The organism is Pirellulales bacterium, assembly GCA_035656635.1.
Classification (GTDB): Bacteria; Planctomycetota; Planctomycetia; order Pirellulales; family JADZDJ01; genus DATJYL01.
In genome coordinates, this window is record DASRSD010000149.1 from 13,466 (window position 1) to 31,246 (window position 17,781).

Genomic DNA, 17,781 nt, shown 5'->3' on the forward strand with positions numbered 1-17,781 from the left:
TATTTGAATTGTTTCCGCCGACCTGTGTTTGAAAACAGAGGCCGTGCGAAGTCAGATTTGCGCGTGTGAATTGTCGCGGCGGGTTCTGTTTGCCTTTCATCGTCAGTATAAAGCGCGTGTCGCAAACTGGGAAGGCGGGCTGCGGGTGGCTTGTGCTGTGGATTGCGTTATCTGCGGCAATTTGCGTTCGCATTCGTATATTCATCGAGGCCAACTTCGCATTGGTCCTGTGTGCTGGAGCAATGTAGAATTGCTCGGACCAATTTTCATGGGGAGTTCGAATGAATCGCCAATCCACAGGAACCGCTGCCGCCAGTCCCCCCGCAGACATGAAATGTGTCGAGGAAGTTGAAGTTCGCGGACACATTATCGACAGTTTGCTGCTGCCCAAGATTTTGGACGTGATTATGGCCGGCGGCGGCGCGTTTCGCATTAAAAACATTGCCATTGGCCAAAGCCGGACCGACGCCAGTTACGCCCTGCTGGAAGTGCAATCGCCGACTGCGGAAACGCTTTCGCAAATTCTGGCGCAAATTGCCGATCACGGGGCCGTACCCACCGCATTGAACGATGCACGCTGGGAGCCGGCCGACATCGACGGCGCCTTTCCCGAAGGCTTTTACAGCACCACCAACCAGCGCACCGAAGTGCGGTTGGATGGGCATTGGGTTCCCGTGGCCGATCAGGAAATGGATTGCGGCGTGCTGGTGGAAAAAAGTGCAACTTCCTCAAAGGCAAGTTCGAACGCCGCAGCGGCCCATTCCGTCTCGGCCCGCTGCATCGCCATGACCGACGTGCGCCGCGGAATGCAAATTGTCGTCGGCCACTCCGGCGTGCGCGTGTTTCCGGAAGAACGAAAAATGGAGCGGCAGACATTCGAATTCATGAACAGCGCCGTCTCCACTGAAAAACCCAAGGGAGTGGCCATTCGGCAAATCGCCCAGGAAATGTTCCAAACGCGCGCCAGCGGCGGCAAGTCGCTGTTGGTGGGCGGCCCGGCCATTGTTCACACCGGCAGCGGGCCCTATGTGTGCGAACTGATTCGCCGCGGTTACATTCATAAGCTTTTTGCCGGCAACGCGTTGGCCACCCACGATATTGAGCAATCGCTGTTCGGCACCAGTCTGGGCGTGCATTTGGAACGGGGTGATTTGGCCGAAGCGGGGCACGAACATCATTTGCGGGCCATTAACCGCATTCGCCGCGCCGGCGGCATTCGCCCGGCGGTAGAGCAGGGGATTCTGCGCAGCGGCATCATGTATGAGTGTGTAAAAAACAACGTCGACTTTCTTCTGGCCGGCAGCATTCGCGACGATGGCCCGTTGCCGGAAGTCATTACCGATTCGCTGGAAGCGCAGCGGCAAATGCGCGAAAAAATTCGCGATCTTACGTTTTGCTTGATGATCGCCACCACGTTGCACTCGGTGGCCGTGGGCAATTTGTTGCCGGCCTGGGTGAAAGTGGTGTGCGTCGACATCAACCCCTCGACGGTCATCAAGTTGAACGATCGCGGCTCGTTCCAAACCGTGGGGCTAGTGACCGACGTGGAACCGTTCCTCCGCGCCCTGGTGGAAGATCTGGAATCGCTGGAGAAAAAACCGGGATAATTCAGCCCCTGCGGGGCGCAGTGGACGAAAGCCAATTCTTCGCCGATAATAAAGGCAGAAACCTCGGAGATTCGAGAAATGGCATCCGAAATCGCGCCCCCTAAACTCTTCGAACCGCTTAGCGAACATCAGCGCCGCCAGCTTCATGAACGCTTGATGTTAATGCTGCAGGGAGACGAGGAAGATCTGCGCGAGCAACGCGAAACGTTTGAGTATCTTAAAAAAGTGCTCGACGAAGATCGATTTTCCACCAGAAAGCTCTTTCAATGAGCCAGGTTGTGTTGCTCGATACCGGGGTGCTCGGCCTGGCCAGCAATCCACGGATTTCGGCAAACGCGAATGCTTGCATGCGGTGGATTGATTCTTTGTTGGCTGCGGGTGATTTTCCTCGTGTTCCTGCCATTACGGATTATGAAGTTCGGCGAGAACTGCTACGGGCTGGCAAAACGCGCGGCCAAGCACGACTGGATGCCCTGATTGAGATCATGGGATACTTGCCGTTGTCTCCACGCACGCTTTGCCTGGCAGCACATTTGTGGGCTGACGCCCGCCAACGAGGACGACCCACGGCGTTGGATGCGGCGCTCGACGCAGATGTGATACTTGCAGCTCAGGCACAGGAAATTCTGACGGATTTCGGACCATCCGTGATTGTCGCCACGGGCAATGTTGCGCATTTATCTCGCTATGTCGAAGCGCGCCCTTGGCAAGATATTCAGCCCAGCCAGCCGCCGGGGTGAAATATGCCTTCTGTCCAACGTTGCATCCTCATGTGTCCGCCCGATTTTTATGGGATCGAGTATGAGATTAATCCCTGGATGAGTCGGCAGCGGCAAAGCGATCGGCCAGTGACCGCCGCGCAGTGGACAGCGCTCAAGCAATTGTTGGAGGCGGTCGGCGCCATCATCGAATTGCTGCCGCCGCAACCCGGCTTGCCTGATTTGGTGTTCACCGCCAATGCTGCGCTCATTTACCGCAACACGGCCGTCATGGCGCGGTTCCGGCATCCGGAGCGGCAGGGAGAAGTGTCGCATGATGAAGCTTGGCTGCGTGAACATGGTTTCGAAATCCGCCACGTTCCCGAAAATTTGCACTTTGAAGGGGCCGGAGACGCACTGTTTTGCGGCGATACGTTGTTTGCCGGCTACCGCATCCGCAGCCATGCCCTGAGCGAACAACAAATTGGCGAAATGCTCAGCTGCCGGGTAATTCCCGTCGAGTTGGTCGATCCGTACTACTATCACCTCGATACCTGCTTTTGTCCTCTCTCGCCCACGCAAGCGATTTATTTTCCGCCGGCCTTCGATGACTACGGCCGCGACGCACTGCAGGCCCACATTCCGGAATTGATTGAAGTGCACCCCGACGAGGCGCGCCGCTTTGCTTGCAATGCCGTCGTGATTGGCCGCACGGTAACCACCAACACCGGCTGCCCGCAGTTGCACGCCGCGCTGCGCGAGCGGGGCTTCACGCCGCAAGAAACCCTGCTGGATGAATTCGTAAAAGCCGGCGGCAGCGCCAAGTGCCTTACTTTGCGGCTGGATGGCGAAGAAGCCGCCGGCTGGAAAGCTGCCGCCCCAGACTAAAAGGTAGAAAAGTACGTTGGAAATCGACTTGCACTCCGGCCTTTTTTTTGGTTTCATCGGGGTTTAGGCCACTCAGGACCACGGAGAAGGCATGATGGCGGAAGAAGAGATCGTGCATGCAGCGACTTCGGCGGGGGTCAGCATTTCTCCCTCGCTCGATTTGGTTGCCGAATCCGCTCAAGTTCCGCACGAAGCTCCCTCGATTGATGCGCGCGTCGTCTGGCTATGTGGCGTGGCAATTATTTTGGGCGTAGCCGGTGCGCTAGTCGCCGAAGCGCTGATTCACCTCATTGATTTCATCACCAATTTCTCGTTTTATGGCACCCTTTCGCTCGACAAAGCTAGTCCGGCCGGTAATCATCTGGGAGTCTTCGTCATCGCCGTGCCAATTATCGGCGGTTTAATTATTGGCTTCATGGCCCGCTACGGTTCGCAAGCCATTCGCGGCCACGGCATTCCTGAGGCCATGGAGCAGGTGCTCACCAACCGCAGCCGCATTCCGGCGCGGGTGACGTTTTTGAAGCCCATCTCCGCAGCCATTGCGATGGGCACTGGCGGACCGTTTGGCGCAGAAGGGCCCATTATTGCCACCGGTGGAGCACTGGGATCGCTCTTAGGGCAATTCGTCCGCACCACGCCCGCGGAACGTAAAACGCTGCTGGCTGTCGGAGCAGCGGCAGGCATGTCGGCAGTGTTCGGCAGTCCTGTCGCCGCGGTGCTATTGTCGATTGAATTGCTGCTGTTCGAATTCCGCCCGCGCTCGATGATTCCCGTCGCTTTGGCGGCCGCCACGGCCGCCGGCATGCGGATTATTTTCGAAGGGTCGGAGCCCGTGTTCCCGATGCCTGCCGGAATTCAATCGCCACACTTGATGGCGATGGCCTTTTACATTTTGCTGGGCGCGGTGATGGGCGTGGCCGCCGCCGCCGTGACCAGAATTTTGTATGCCGTGGAAGACGCTTTTGAACGCCTGCCCGTCCATTGGATGTGGTGGCCGGCCATTGGCGCCGTCGCCGTCGGAATCATTGGTTATTTTGAACCGCACACGCTCGGCGTGGGCTATTCCAATGTCACCGCCATTATTTCCAACAACTGGTCGACACGGTTTGTCGCGGTCATGTGTTTTGCCAAGTTCGTTTCCTGGGCCATCGCGCTGGGCAGCGGAACTTCCGGCGGCACCATGGCGCCGTTGTTTACCGTCGGCGGCGGCTTGGGGCAGGTTCTGGGCGCGGTGGCTGTGATGCTGGTGCCGGCGGCCGGAATCGATTTGCGAATTGCCGCGCTGGTTGGCATGGCGGCCATGTTTGCCGGCGCCTCGCGGGCGTTATTGACTTCCACAGTGCTGGCGTTTGAAACCACGCTGCAGCCGCTGTGCGTGCTGCCGCTGTTGGGCGGCTGCGCAGCAAGTTATTTAGTTGCCTCGCTGCTGACCAAAACATCCATCATGACGGAAAAAATTGTCCGCCGTGGCGTGGCCGCACCGCACGAATACGCGCCAGATTTGCTGCAGCAAGTGCTGGTGGGCGCCGTGGCCGCGAAAAAAGTGATCGCCCTGCGCGCCACGCAAACGGTGAAAGAAGTTCGCGCCTGGATGGCCGCCGACGGGCCCGATTCGCGCCATCAAGGCTTTCCCATTGTCGATTCCGCCGGCGTGCTGCAAGGCGTGCTCACCCGCCGCGACATTCTGGAGCCGCAAACGCCGGAAAGCAAAACGCTCAAGGACTTGCTCACACGCTTGCCGAAATTCGTGTACGAAAGCACAACCGTCCGTCAGGCTGCCGATCACATGGCCCGGCACAACATCGGCCGTCTGCCGGTGCTTAGCCACGAAAAGCCGCCGAAAATTGTGGGCATGATCACGCGCAGCGATATTCTTTCTGTCTACCGCCGCGAATTGGACGAAAGCGCCCAGGAAGCCCCCACGCTAAAAGTCCCGCGCCTGGGCCGACGCAAGACCAAGCGAAAAGCCTAATCGGCGGTTGTCTGCCGGGCCCGGACGAATTTTCTTCCGCAATTGGCGCGGGGACCGCAAGCTATTCTTTCGCCACTACTCGCCGCGGCACGCCTTAAGTTCTGCAGAAATCTTTCCGTAAATCAGAGGGTAATTTCTTGCCCAAGCGGTAGTAGGCCGCTATGATGCGGCCAGGCAACGACGGGGTCAAAACGGGCCAACTCTGATCTGCGTCGAAAGAGCGCAATGCGCGGGAAGTGGGAATTGCAACTCGGGTTGCAGCGGGTCGAACTCATCGTGAACCGTCAAGATTTGTAGTTCTGCCCTCCTGCAAGGTTCGGAACTCAAAGACGATGCTGCTGGAAATGCACTGGAGCATGATCGCAATCTGCCAACTCGCTGCGCCGCCAGTTCACTGCCCGCTGTGCGAAGTTTAACCGAGAGGAACGAGCCATGCCGGAATTGATGCGTAGTCATCGTGCTTGGGTTTGGGGGTTGTGTTGGGCCGGGGCATTCTTATTCGCCGCAACTGCCAGCGCCGTCGATTATAAAATCGAGCGCGTCGCGGCGGGCTTAGATCAGCCCAATGCCGTCACGCAGGCCCCCGGCGATCCCTCCAACATCATCTATTACACCGAGCGCAGCGCAAACACCGTCCAGGGGTTTAACGAAGTAAACCAGATGGGCATGCTCATGCGCTACGACACAACTTTAGCCGGCACGTCGGGCTACGTTGGCACGCCGGTGATCGATTTATCGGGCCGCAATATTTTTAACGACGATGGCCTCGAAGGCGTGGCCTTTAATCCCGATTACAATAATTCCGGCACGCCTGGATTCGGAAAAATATACGTCTCCAGTTCCCAATACACCGGCAATGGCGCACTTCACAGCAGCGGCGGCAGCAGCAATGGCGTTCCCATCAATCGAGTGGAAGAATACACCACCACGAATCCGGCCAACCCCACGACCGCCAACACCACCTTCACCAAAACCATTTTGCAGTACAACAACAACGGCATGAATAATCACACCATCGATGGCATTGGTTTCGATCCGACCGCCACCGGGGAAGATCGTTACGATTTATACATTAGCACGGGCAACGGCTCGTTCACCAATCCTTACAACGGCGGCGTTAACGGAACCGCCGCCAGTCCCACCGCGGTCACGGGCATGCCTTCGCAAAATCCGGCCGATGTAAAAGGCAAAATATTGCGGGTCGATGTCAATTCCACGCTGGCGGATGCCTACCCCACCGATCCAAATAAAAACTTTGCCATTCCGGCTTCCAATCCCGTGCTGGCGTTCAATGCCGCGCATCCGTCCACGCCGCTCCAAGGCTCCAACACTGCCAGCAGCCCCATCGGCACGCCGAACACTCCCGCCTTGCCGGAAGTTTGGGTGACGGGTTTGCGGAATGGATACCGTTTCACCTTCGATCGCGCCACCGGCAACATGTACATCGGCGATGTCGGCGAAAGCGCCGTCGAAGAAGTCGACTTTATTAAAGCCGGCAGCAACACAGGCACCGGCGCCAGCGCAGTGAATAGCCACGGCCCCGTCGATTTTGGCTGGCCGGAAAAAGAAGGCACGTCAAACTCCACGACCGTCAGCGGCGCACCCCACGGCGCCACCAATCCCTTCACCGGCGCCACGTCGTTGCAGCCCATTCAACAATTTGCGCACACCGGCGGCAACGCCGTGATCGGCGGTTACGTTTACCAGGGGCCGGTCGCGTCACTCCAAGGGCAATACTTCTTTTCCGATTTCGTCACCGGAACCATTCGCATGTTAAATGTTTCCGGCGGCGCGGGGAATTTTGACCCCACCAGCGATCCATCCACATTCAACGGCGCCAACGGAACCATTACCAACGAAACCAGCTTGTGGAATTCGCTCTTGTTCGATCCCAATAACCCTTCCGCCATCAACGGCTTAGGCCATGTCGTTTCCTTTGGCGAAGATAACCAGGGGAACCTGTTTATTGTCGACTTCGGCGGCAACGCGGGCGACACCGGATTCGGCAATGCCACGGGAGAATATCCGGCGGCCAACCTGGGCGCCATTTTCGAAATTGTGCCCGTCCCCGAGCCGGCCGGCATCACGTTGCTCACCATCGGCGGCTTGTTGTTGCTCCGTCGGCGGCGCCGGCCTATTTTTTGAATCGTGAAACCATTCGGATATCGCCCGATTGCATCCGGCGGCAAATCCGGTTCACGTGAAATTCAAATTGGATTCCAGCGGTCTGGATTCCGGGGGCTCGGCGGCCTCGACCCCGGCCACCCGTTCAATTCAAGTTAGAAGACGATCGCTTAGCGCCCCCCGCGATTCTTCACGCCCCTGGCAGTACAATTCACCGGCGGGAGAAGGCTGGTTCGTACAAGGAGAAAGCCATGTCTGCAGCGCTTCCTGCTTCGGCCGTCCACAAACTGGTGCCGCTGTTGTACGTCAGCGACATGAATCGCTCGGCGGCGTTCTACGACAACAAGCTGGGCTTCGAAATCACGCAGCATTGGTCGCCGGAAGGAAAAATGCTGTGGTGCCTGCTGGCGCGCGGCGGTGCGGAACTGATGCTCCAACAGGCTGACGCCGAAGATGGCCCCGCCGAAGGGCGCGGCCGCGGCGTCATGTTCTTCTTCCACTGCGACGATGCCGACGCCATGCATGCCGAGCTATTGGCCAACGGTCTCAAGCTCGATCCACCTCAAGTGGCCTTCTACGGCATGAAGCAACTGTTCCTTAAAGATCCCGACGGCTACCAGCTGTGTTTCCAAAACCGCGTAGAGAATAGAGAGCAAAGTTAGCTCCGGGCTCGGCCCGGGGGTGGTGCAACCGAGCACAGTCGACTTTTAGGTGTGTGAACCGACAGTCCCATTAGCCCCGGACTCTGAAGCTTATTTAATTGCCAGCATGCTTGTTCTATGGGCCCCCACGGGGCAACCGAAAACAGCCCAGGCCAAGCGTAAGCGTCGGCCTGGGAAAAGTGCGCCCCTCAAACATGAAAAGCCCCAACGGGGCGGCACTAAATACGCTAGCAGTTAAATATCCTTATCGGCGCGGGGGTCTGAACCGCGCCTGCGGCATCAACTTCTTCATCACTCGTTTGAACCGCTCTCCCTGCAGCGCGGAGATCACTAACTTCCGAACGGAAGTGGGAAGATGCTTCATTTGCCACGCGTGTTCCGCTTCGGCGGACCTGCCCAATGCCGCGACGGCTTTCAGGGCATAAATGCACGGCCCGAGGCTGTGGTCAGCCATGTGGGCCGTGGCCACCGCATGTCCCGCGGCCCGCGCCGCTGCCCGGGCAGATTGGTTGGCAACCTTTCGAGCTGCGGCATGCGCGGCAACCGCCGCTTTTTGCGCATCGCCGACGGTAACCTTCCCTTTCGCCCAAGCCCGGGCAACGCGGATGGCGCGCTTTGGCCGCTGATCGGCACTGTGCTTTTGGAAAAGCGGAAGGACATGCTCGGCACAATCGGCGGCCCAAGCGGCAAGCAGGCGGTGCTTTTTGATGTCCAGAAGTCCGCCCCGATGAACGGCCACAAACCGGCGATCTCGCATGTTAATCGCTCTTAGTTTTTAACTCATCATACACGCGCGCTGTTAGCCCCGGGCTCTGCCCGGGGGTTGAACCGCCAAAACGCGCACCATGTTAGCCATTACGCCTCCTCTTCACTACAGTTGGCTCCGGCGACCTTGTTAGGCGACGTCACCTTCATTTTTTATCTGAGCTTTGCGTTTTAGACTCGGCCATGATCTTCCAGGAGATGCCAAAGCGATCCATTACGATTCCGTATCGCGCTGCAAAAAATGTTTCCAGCAAAGGAATTTGGATCTGACCACCCTCGCTGAGAGCCGCGAATAACCGTTCGGCTTTCTCCGGAGTTTCAACTCGGAGAGCAAACGCGAAGCCTGCAAAGGTTGTTTCGGGTGGCGACTTCTCGCAACCGCAGTCTGACGCCATAATCTCCGTGGAACCGATGCGAAATGTTGCGTGAAATATTTTCTCCTCCATTCCTGGCCTCCGTTGGGAATGGTCTGGACAATCGCGAAACCGCATCATGAAGAGAACCTCAGCTTCAATCGTCCTGCAATAGAACTCGACCGCTTCTTCGGTGCGCCCGTAGAAATTTAGCGTGGTTTGAACGTTCATGAATTGCCTTATGCGTCAAGTCGCCTAACAAGTGATTGTGCCGCATTTCTGCGGCGCGGTAAGACTGCAATTTAGCGCGATAGCTCCTGGTCGTCAAACGTGTGGCTCGTGTATCTGGTTAGTGGGACAATTTGGCCATAGCTCGACGGTGTAAGTCGGACGATTCCGCCACATAAAAAATCAAATTGTTCCACGACCTGATTCTGTAGGCCGTCGAATAAATATACCGCGGTTCGTTAGTTCATGTTTCCTGTGCATGAACTGCACGGCGCCACGCTCCTGCTGCGGGTGGCGGCTGCCGTGCAAGACCGCCAGCACCGTTACCCGATTCTCATGAAACCTGTAATAAATGACGTATGGAAATCGGGGCAGCACAGTATAGCGCACTTCGAGATAATCCGCTGCGTGGATTTCTGGAGACTGACTGATGCGACTCGGCTATTTGCGGTCGCAAAAAAATATTGGGATTTTTGGGCCACGGGTTTGTTATAATCGGCACGCTTTCCGCACGGGGAGCAGCGGCGCGCACAAGTGAAAGTGCGCGGCCGATTAGTTCTTTGGCAAATTATCGCCTGGAAGGCTAGCTCAAGCCGCTAACTTCCAGGCGCGGAAATTAAGGGCGCGCCGCTCCGATTGCGCGCAGCCCGCCGGCGGCACGGCAGCCGACTCGTCGAATAATTTTTGGATTTGACGCCGAAGGGAGTGCGGCCAATGTTTGTTGAACCTATCTGCAGACACGTTCCGCACTGATTGCCGGGGAGCCGAGAAATGTCGCAAAACTGCACGGCCAAACGCGGCAACCATGCGGCGCAAACCAGCGCGGAAAACACAAAACCTGCGGCATTTCGACCGCGTGCTTCGGCCGCGCTAACGGCGATTTCTTGAGAAAAGCTGGCGGCGAGCGTGACAAAAGGTCCTGGTTTTGTCCGGGAAAAAAATTACCCGAACCATTCGACAAAGTGCGGGCGCCGCTTAGCCATCAGCTACCAGACACCAAACGACCAAGCACCAGCCCGCTCAATACCGAAAGTGCTTGATCTTTTCCCCGCTGGTGCCGATTTCGGTCATCGCTTCGATTCCCAAGTCCAAATGCACGTCGGACCAATTTTCCGTCACGACACGGTCCGACTCTTCGGTTTTAATTCCCTCCGGCGTGAAGGGGGTGTCGGAAACCAGGAGCAAGGCGCCGCGGGCAATTTCGTTATGGTGGCCGACGATGAAAATGGTGGCCGTTTCCATGTCGATGCCGATGCAGGTCATGCGTTTGAGCCGAGCGAGAAAATCGATATCGTGCTCCCACAGCCGGCGGTTGGTGGTATAGATTACCCCGGTGCGATATTCCATTCCGCGGCCCACAATTTTTTCCGAAATGAATTTGTGGAGCTTGAAGGAGGGGAGGGCGGGCACCTCGGGCGGAAAATAATCATCGCTGGTGCCGTCGCCCCGGATGGCGGCAATCGGCAAAATAAAGTGGCCGATTTCGGTCGAAGTTTTTAGTCCGCCACACTTGCCCAAAAACAGCACTCCCTTGGGATGCCGGGCCGAAAGCAAATCCATAATGGTGGCGGCGTTGGCCGAGCCGATGCCGAAGTTCACGATCGACAGCCCGGCGGAATTGGTGGCGGCCTGCATGGGTCGGCCTTGTCCGCAAATATCGCTGTGGAATTTTTCGGCGAAGTGGCTGACGTAGTAATGAAAATTGGTCAGCAGCACGTAATCGCCAAACTGGTCCAGCGGCATGCCGGTGTAACGGGGAAGCCAGTTTCTAGCGATTTCGAGTCGATCTTTCATGGGGCGACGGTCAGCATCCCCGCGGCGAATCAGTTTTCAGGATGCAGCAAAGCGGCGAAATCGATCATCTTGAGCGGTTGGGCGGAAGACGGCGCCGGGCCAAACGAAATGTGGGCCAGCAGCGGGGCGGGTTCAAAAATCATGGTTTGAATGGTGAATTGCTGTTGGTTGGCCGCGTTCAAGAGACGCGAAATATCTGACACGCCGAGCTTTTCGAGTTCTTGCCCGTGCAGCAGTTGATCGTACCGCCGGCACTGCGTGTTGACGGCCAACTCCGGCGTGCGGAAATGGTTGGTGCACAGGCACAGGCCGCGGTCATCATCGCGGCGGACCACGGTTTTCGGCGTGATTTCCAACACCGCCGATTGCGTGCGATCGCACACCGCCAGGTTGCACATCATCATGCGGTTTTGCTCGCGGAGCAGCTTTTCGGCTTCGTCCACCGTGGCGCACTCTTCCAGCAAGCGACGGAAGCACATGGCCACCGGCGTGCCCGACAAGTTCACCCGCGGCGCATGATCAGCGGAATAATTCACTTCCAACTGCGCCAGGCACAGGCCGGCATCGTTCATGCCGGAAAACACGCCCACCACGCCTGGAAACGTGATCGATACAAAGGCGTGTTTCCCCTGGGGACGAATGACTTCGATGAGACTGTATTTATCGAGAAAACCGAACGTGGGGAAATCGAGATTGCGACCGAAAAGGGTCTGGCCCGTGGCCGAACGCTGTGGTTCCACCGCCAACGAAGAGCAGGCAGGAAAGTGAGAAATTTCGTAGACGATGTTGGCGAAGGCCAAGGTATCTGAGTCAACGCCGGCAGCCCGCTGCATTGCCTGCAGTTCGCGCCGCTGATTTTCCGGGAAGGCGGGCACGACCAGGCGGCTGGTTTTCACGATCAGATCGGGCGCGGATCGGAACCCAAAGCCGCGCGCAATTTCTTCCTTCTTGCCCAGCAGATTCGTGAGCGGTGCTTTGAGAAGCGTGCCGAGTTGTTGGCCAATTTCATCCGGCGTGCCGGAAGCCGTGACAACCGGCAGGCCCTCCACGAATTTTAATTCCGCCGTATTACACTTACCGGCGGCGTAAGGCGAATGATCGGCGGCAATTGCCGAAGGAGCGACCAGTAGCTGCTCGACAACGAGAACGACGACCGCACATGCCCACACGGACCACATGCGAACAAACGGTATGCCAAGACGGCGGCCGATGATGCCATGCAAATACGAAGGTTGCATCGTGCGGACGAACATAAAGGCGCTCCTAAAGAATATCGGCCCAACGGTTGTTACCGCTATTCTAACGAACCGGAGCGAAAGGAACAGAGTAAGCCAGTTTGATCACTGTAAAGCAGTAGTCTCGATAGAACGCCGTGCCGGTAATATCGATTTAGCGCGAAATAGTCATCAGGCTGCCGTTATCGGCCACGTTAAACAGCGGCCGGTAAGGATTGTAGCACTGGGCAGTGCCCCCGAGGTACCACACGATGTTGAAACCCAAATTCCAGGTTTCCTCGGAAAATCCGCCATTGCCAGGCTTGGCAGTGGGAATGAAATAGTTGAACCCGCCATCTAGGGCCCAGCGCCGAGCCAAGGGAACTTCAAAATCAGCCCCGACCAAGCCGCCATCGAAGCCTCCGGCATTACCACCGGTGAAGCCGCCCCAAATGCGGACATCGCCGCCGCTGCAAAACTGCCGGCGATAAAAGAAATTGTATTGATCGAGCGTTTGGAAACCGAAGTCGTTCACTACGCTAGTTGCAAACCAAAAGCCGAATTCGTTGCACCGATTCCACTGCCAACCCAATTGGCCGCGAATCTGGCAAATATCGAAGCGATCGCCAAAGAAATCGTCGTGCAGCCAATCGAACACAACGCCGCCATCCCAACCACTTTCGCACCACGGGCGATGAAATAATCCGACCGTTAAAAACGACTGCAGGCGAGCGCCGTCGATGTTTTCAAATTCGCTTTGAGTGCCTTCGTAACCAACTTGCCCAGTAATACCTAAATCAGGAAAGACGGGAACACCCCAGTTCACACCCTCCTGAAAGCCGAAGCTGGAGACCAAGCCGTTATCGGCAATATTTTTGAAATCGTGGACGCCGCCAAACACGGTGAGATCTTCGCCCCACCACCATCCGTTATGGCAGCCGTTTACTTCCGATGCAAACCAGTCGAAGGGAGCCAAGATCCAAGGGCGGCCGTACGGAGTATGTTCGCCACAAGAATCGCAACTATCGCAATCGGAGCAACCGCCATCGCACCCGCAATTGCCACTTTGGCAACCGCAACTTCCGCCCGACGGGCCGTGCCACGCAGGACCATAACCGCACCCTCCGCAACCGTTGCAGTTGTTGCAATAGGGATTCGTAAAGCCATCCGGACTGTGCGGCATCATCATGTCGCCTTCGAGGTCGTTCGAATCCGGATCGGAGCCCATCATTTGGCCTGGGCCAACAACTTCGCCTGGTGGAGGCATGTTCGAGCCAGAAGGCGTCATGATGGAATTCGATTGTATGGTCTGGCCGCTCGCCACGTTGCCGTAGATTACCCTTGTTCCCGACCGCGGTTGCCCGGGACCAATGACTTCGCCCGGCACTTGAGCATCGAGATAAACCGCATGTGGCGTAACAATCGGCGGATGCATCACGCTAGAGGCGCTTGCAGTAGCCTGAAACTTTGGCGTTGCCGTCTGCATTTGTGCGTTTCCGGTAATCACAGCGCCCGGCGTGCCATACATGACGCTGTTAGTCGATGTATTCGTTGACATCACGCTGTTCGCTGGGTAGTTAGTTTGCATGCTGGCTTGCACATTGCGCGATGGTGAATAACCCGACGAGCCGCTGCGCGACGATCCAGCAGCTATTTGCGGATAATTCGGCGAGAAGTTGTTTCCCTGCACGCGCTGACCTAGGGCAGTATTATTCATCTGTGAATAATTGGGCCCGGCTCCGTTCTGCTGAGCTCGCATGCCGAATATCGTTTGCTGCTGAACATTTTGCGACGAGTTATATCGCGGGGGTAGATAAGTTCGTTGGGCAGACGAGCTATTCGCGCTGTCGCTATTTTTGGAATCAGCCCTTGGGATTTGAGGCGGATAGTAGTTTGGGTTGAAATATTGAGATGTGCTTTTCGCAGGCGAAGAGGATAATTTTGATTGCCGACCGCGAGAATCATCCGAAGTTGATGCTGCCGAGTAGAAGGAACGGCTACTGGAATCAACGTTCGAATCGGTGTAAGAACTGTTGGCGTCACTGGATGGGGATGCAATAAATCGCTGCGGAGGACTCGGCGGCGCAGGTTCTGATTCGGTTGCGCTTTCGACAATCGCCGCTTTCGGAAACGCCAACTGATCTGGATCGTTATCAGCAGATGCCTGTCGTGTAGTGGCTAAAAAGATGACGGCATACGCCAAAACCGCCAAATTAACCAATTTATTAGCCATGTTAATCATCTTGCACACCCTGATTGCTTAAACTTCCCAGGCTATGCCTGTAATGAGACAAAGCAGCCGTTTTATCGGTGTTTGCCTAAGCGAAACTTCCAGAAAAGATCCCCTGACCGTCAAAATTTAACAATCAGGGGTGCGGCGATGCTTGCAAGATCGACGAGTGTCGAGCTCGGGCAAGGGCAATTGTTATCCGCAATTTGCAAGTGCCTGCGTCAAATCATCGCGTAAGTCTTCAAAAGCTTCCAAGCCAACGGAAACACGCACAAGGCCATCAGAAATGCCATGCGCTTTGCGATCGGCAGCATCATAACTGGCGTGCGACATGGAAGCGGGCTGTTCGATCAGCGATTCTACTGCCCCCAGGCTCACCGCAAGCTGAAACAGCTTTGTCGATTCGGCCACTCGTTTGGCGGCTGCGAAATTATCACCCAAATCAAAACTGAGCATCGCGCCGAAACCGTCGGCCATTTGGCACCGGGCAATTTCATGCCCTGGATGATTGGGAAGGCCGGGATACAACACGCGATTGATGCGCGGGTAACGGCTGAGCCACTCGGCCAACTGTTGTGCAGTGCGAGATTGTTCGCGGACTCGCAGTTCCAGCGTTTTCAAACCGCGGGAGCAAAGAAATGCTTCCCACGGACTTATCACAGCGCCGGAGGCGTTTTGGATGAAATAGAGCCTGTCGAAAAGTTCTCTATCGCGTGCGACCAGTGCGCCGCCCAAAAGATCGCTGTGCCCGCCGATGTATTTGGTAGCCGAGTGCATGACGATGTGAGCGCCCAACTCTAGCGGGCGAGTGAGCACCGGCGTGGCGAATGTGCTATCGACTCCCAACAGTAGGCCGTTGCGATTGACGATGTCGGCACAAGCGGCAATATCGATGATGGAAAGGAGCGGGTTGCCGGGACTTTCGATCCACAACAGCTTGGTTTTGGGCGTGATCGCAGCTTCCACCGCTTTCAAATCGGTTGCGTTGACCAGCGACACGGTAATGCCGGCACGGTTAACAATTTTGTGCAATAAGCGATAGGTTCCGCCATAAATATCGGAACCGGCTACGATGTGATCGCCGGCGGAAAGCAGCATGGTGACGCAGTGAATCGCCGCCATTCCTGAAGAGAACGCCAAGCCACCTATACCGCCTTCTAGATTCGCCAGCGTGGTTTCGAGTGCTTTGCGCGTTGGGCTTCCACTGCGTGTGTAATCGAACTGTCCCCACACTCCCGCGCCGGGCTGCACAAACGTTGACGACACGTGAATTGGGGGCACAATTGCGCCGGTTTGCGCGTCGCGTTCGTTGCCCACATGAATGGCGCGGGTGCGGAATTCCATGTGTAGAACATTCTTTGTGTTACTATCCGGGCTTGCTGAATGTGGACTTTAACACCAAACAGAACAAATGACACGTACCGTCCCTATTGTTCTAGCGCTTGCTTCAGATCGGCGACCAGGTCCACCGAATTCTCGATCCCGCACGCCAATCGAATCATATTATCGGGAATGCCATATTGACGTCGTTCTTCCGGTGTGCACTCGTAGTAACTCATAACCAAGGGCTGCTCGATTAGCGACTCTACTCCGCCCAGGCTGGGAGCAATGCGCGGAATTTTCACGCTGTCGACAATGCGAGCCGTTTGCTGCCAATCGGCATCGCGAACCAAAAACGTGACTAAGCCGCCAAAACCATGCATCGTGCGCTTCGCGACTTCATGATATGGATGAGAAGGCAAGCCGGGATAATATACCCTTTCGATCCGGGGATGGTCCGCCAAGAACCGCGCTACAGCCAATCCGTTTTCGTTATGACGTTGCATACGTAACTCGAAAGTTTTTAATCCTCGCTCCAGCAAATAAACGTTGTGCGGTGAGTTTACAGCTCCTGTAATTCCGCGAAGCTTGCGGACCGGTTCCAATTTTTCGGCGGTACTAATTAAGGTACCGGCAAGCAAATCGTTATGCCCACCCAAGTATTTTGTCGCGGAATGTAAAACATAATCAATTCCGGCGGCGAGCGGCCGAATGTTGAAGGGCGTACCTAGCGTGGCGTCGATCAATGTTTCTACGCCGTGACGATGGCCAAGATCTGCAAAGCGATTTAAGTCAACAATGCTCAAATGTGGATTGGTCGGTGACTCGCTAATCAGAAGTTTGGTGTGCGATGTAATTGCGGCTTCCATCGCTGCGTAATCGCAAGCTGGCACCTGGCGTGTAACAACGCCAAATCGTGAAAGATGCTTACTACAAAATTCGCGACTGCGATGGTAACACTCGTCGAAGAAAACCACTTCATCGCCTGAGTTGAGCTTGGTTAATAACAGCACGACCAGTGCCGACATGCCGCTAGAAAACACCAACGCCGATTCGCCTCCTTCCAGTGACGCCAATTTACGCTCTACCACACGTTCGCTGGGATTACCGTAACGCCCATACTCCTCGCGTGGTTGCTTCTGCTCGATGTAATCAATAACTGACTGCGTATTGGCAAATGTGTAAGTCGATGCAAGAAAAATCGGGTCGGTAATGGAATGGGCTACCTTTTGCCGATCTTCGCCGGCATGAACCGCTAATGTCGAAGGACCAGCCGATACAGCAGACAAGGCAGCGTTCGCGGCAACGCTAGCATCCATAGTGGTTCTGCCGTTTTGTCCATGTTTTGGTTCGTCGGAACTGGCAATTGAATCCGGCGGACTTTTAAACGATTTGCTTTTTGCTTGTTGCTCAGCGCTCATATATTTTTGAAGCGACGACTGCGCTCCCCTGTGAAGGACCAAATTAATCTCTCACCGGAAAGCTGCGGGAAGCAACAAACGAAAAAGCCACTCAGGGCACAACTGCCTAGAGCGGCTTCAGGGTTTCTCGCTTAAGCTAAATCGCGCTATTGTTCTATTGTGAAAAACCAACCACGCGATGGCACTTTAGCAGTTCTGAAGGCTGCAAGCGGCCGCAAATCCCGTCGCGTTAAATATACCCTAGGCCAAAGCCGGTAGCAAGCCGTTGACGTGAAGGGAATCCAAAAACGAAGAACATTCACGCAGAATCAGGAACTGAATGCGATCGAATTGGTCAAAAAATGAGTGACTTTTGGCTATCCCCGCTTTATTCAGCTAACAAGACTCAATATAGCGGCACACTATTTGGCGTCGTTCATTGAAGTTTTATTAGCATTGGTGGTGGCAGCTGGAGTTGTTCCTTTGCCGTCTGCAGCGGAAGACTTCTTGGATGCTTTGGTGCTTG

Annotated in this window: 14 protein-coding genes; 7 read left to right on the top strand and 7 right to left on the bottom strand. The window is 56.0% G+C overall.

Features of this window, described 5'->3' with window-relative positions; all coding sequences use genetic code 11:
• Positions 1-281: 281 nt before the first annotated feature.
• From VFE46_14805 to VFE46_14835, 7 genes are all read left to right on the top strand, one after another.
• Positions 282-1,607 carry a TIGR00300 family protein gene (locus tag VFE46_14805; GenBank protein ID HZZ29265.1) on the top strand — a complete coding sequence of 442 codons (1,326 nt, stop codon included), beginning with the start codon at positions 282-284 and terminating at the stop codon, positions 1,605-1,607.
• A 78-nt stretch (positions 1,608-1,685) separates the two neighbouring features.
• The gene (locus tag VFE46_14810; protein ID HZZ29266.1) at positions 1,686-1,877 is read left to right on the top strand and encodes a hypothetical protein; all 192 of its coding nucleotides are present in this window, start codon (positions 1,686-1,688) and stop codon (positions 1,875-1,877) included.
• A complete protein-coding gene (locus tag VFE46_14815) occupies positions 1,874-2,347 on the top strand; it encodes a hypothetical protein (GenBank protein HZZ29267.1) in 474 nt (157 codons plus the stop codon). The genes VFE46_14810 and VFE46_14815 overlap by 4 nt, the downstream gene beginning before the upstream one ends.
• 3 nt (positions 2,348-2,350) lie before the next feature.
• On the top strand, positions 2,351-3,193 hold the full coding sequence (locus tag VFE46_14820) for an arginine deiminase-related protein (GenBank protein HZZ29268.1): 843 nt from the start codon (positions 2,351-2,353) through the stop codon (positions 3,191-3,193).
• A 94-nt stretch (positions 3,194-3,287) separates the two neighbouring features.
• A complete protein-coding gene (locus VFE46_14825; protein ID HZZ29269.1) occupies positions 3,288-5,165 on the top strand; it encodes a chloride channel protein in 1,878 nt (625 codons plus the stop codon).
• 432 nt (positions 5,166-5,597) lie between these two features.
• Entirely contained in the window at positions 5,598-7,310 is a 1,713-nt protein-coding gene (locus VFE46_14830) for a PEP-CTERM sorting domain-containing protein (protein ID HZZ29270.1), read from the top strand.
• Positions 7,311-7,540: 230 nt separating this feature from the next.
• Positions 7,541-7,951 carry a VOC family protein gene (locus VFE46_14835; GenBank protein HZZ29271.1) on the top strand — a complete coding sequence of 137 codons (411 nt, stop codon included), beginning with the start codon at positions 7,541-7,543 and terminating at the stop codon, positions 7,949-7,951.
• Between the two features lie 244 nt (positions 7,952-8,195).
• Here the strand turns inward: VFE46_14835 and VFE46_14840 are convergent, their stop codons facing one another.
• The 7 genes from VFE46_14840 to VFE46_14870 all read right to left on the bottom strand — a co-directional run bounded on the left by VFE46_14840 (position 8,196) and on the right by VFE46_14870 (position 17,144).
• A complete protein-coding gene (locus tag VFE46_14840) occupies positions 8,196-8,708 on the bottom strand; it encodes a hypothetical protein (GenBank protein ID HZZ29272.1) in 513 nt (170 codons plus the stop codon).
• A gap of 154 nt (positions 8,709-8,862) precedes the next feature.
• Positions 8,863-9,300, bottom strand: a complete 438-nt coding sequence (locus tag VFE46_14845) for a VOC family protein (GenBank protein HZZ29273.1) — start codon at positions 9,298-9,300, stop codon at positions 8,863-8,865.
• Positions 9,301-10,317: 1,017 nt separating this feature from the next.
• Positions 10,318-11,091, bottom strand: a complete 774-nt coding sequence (locus VFE46_14850) for an AMP nucleosidase (GenBank protein HZZ29274.1) — start codon at positions 11,089-11,091, stop codon at positions 10,318-10,320.
• 29 nt (positions 11,092-11,120) lie between these two features.
• Complete coding sequence (locus VFE46_14855; protein ID HZZ29275.1) at positions 11,121-12,344, bottom strand: C45 family peptidase; 1,224 nt, start codon at positions 12,342-12,344, stop codon at positions 11,121-11,123.
• Between the two features lie 136 nt (positions 12,345-12,480).
• A complete protein-coding gene (locus VFE46_14860; GenBank protein HZZ29276.1) occupies positions 12,481-14,064 on the bottom strand; it encodes a DUF6666 family protein in 1,584 nt (527 codons plus the stop codon).
• 666 nt (positions 14,065-14,730) lie between these two features.
• On the bottom strand, positions 14,731-15,879 hold the full coding sequence (locus VFE46_14865; protein HZZ29277.1) for a PLP-dependent aspartate aminotransferase family protein: 1,149 nt from the start codon (positions 15,877-15,879) through the stop codon (positions 14,731-14,733).
• 83 nt (positions 15,880-15,962) lie between these two features.
• Positions 15,963-17,144: a PLP-dependent aspartate aminotransferase family protein gene (locus VFE46_14870; protein HZZ29278.1), complete on the bottom strand. Its 1,182-nt coding sequence runs from the start codon at positions 17,142-17,144 to the stop codon at positions 15,963-15,965.
• Positions 17,145-17,781: the final 637 nt, after the last annotated feature.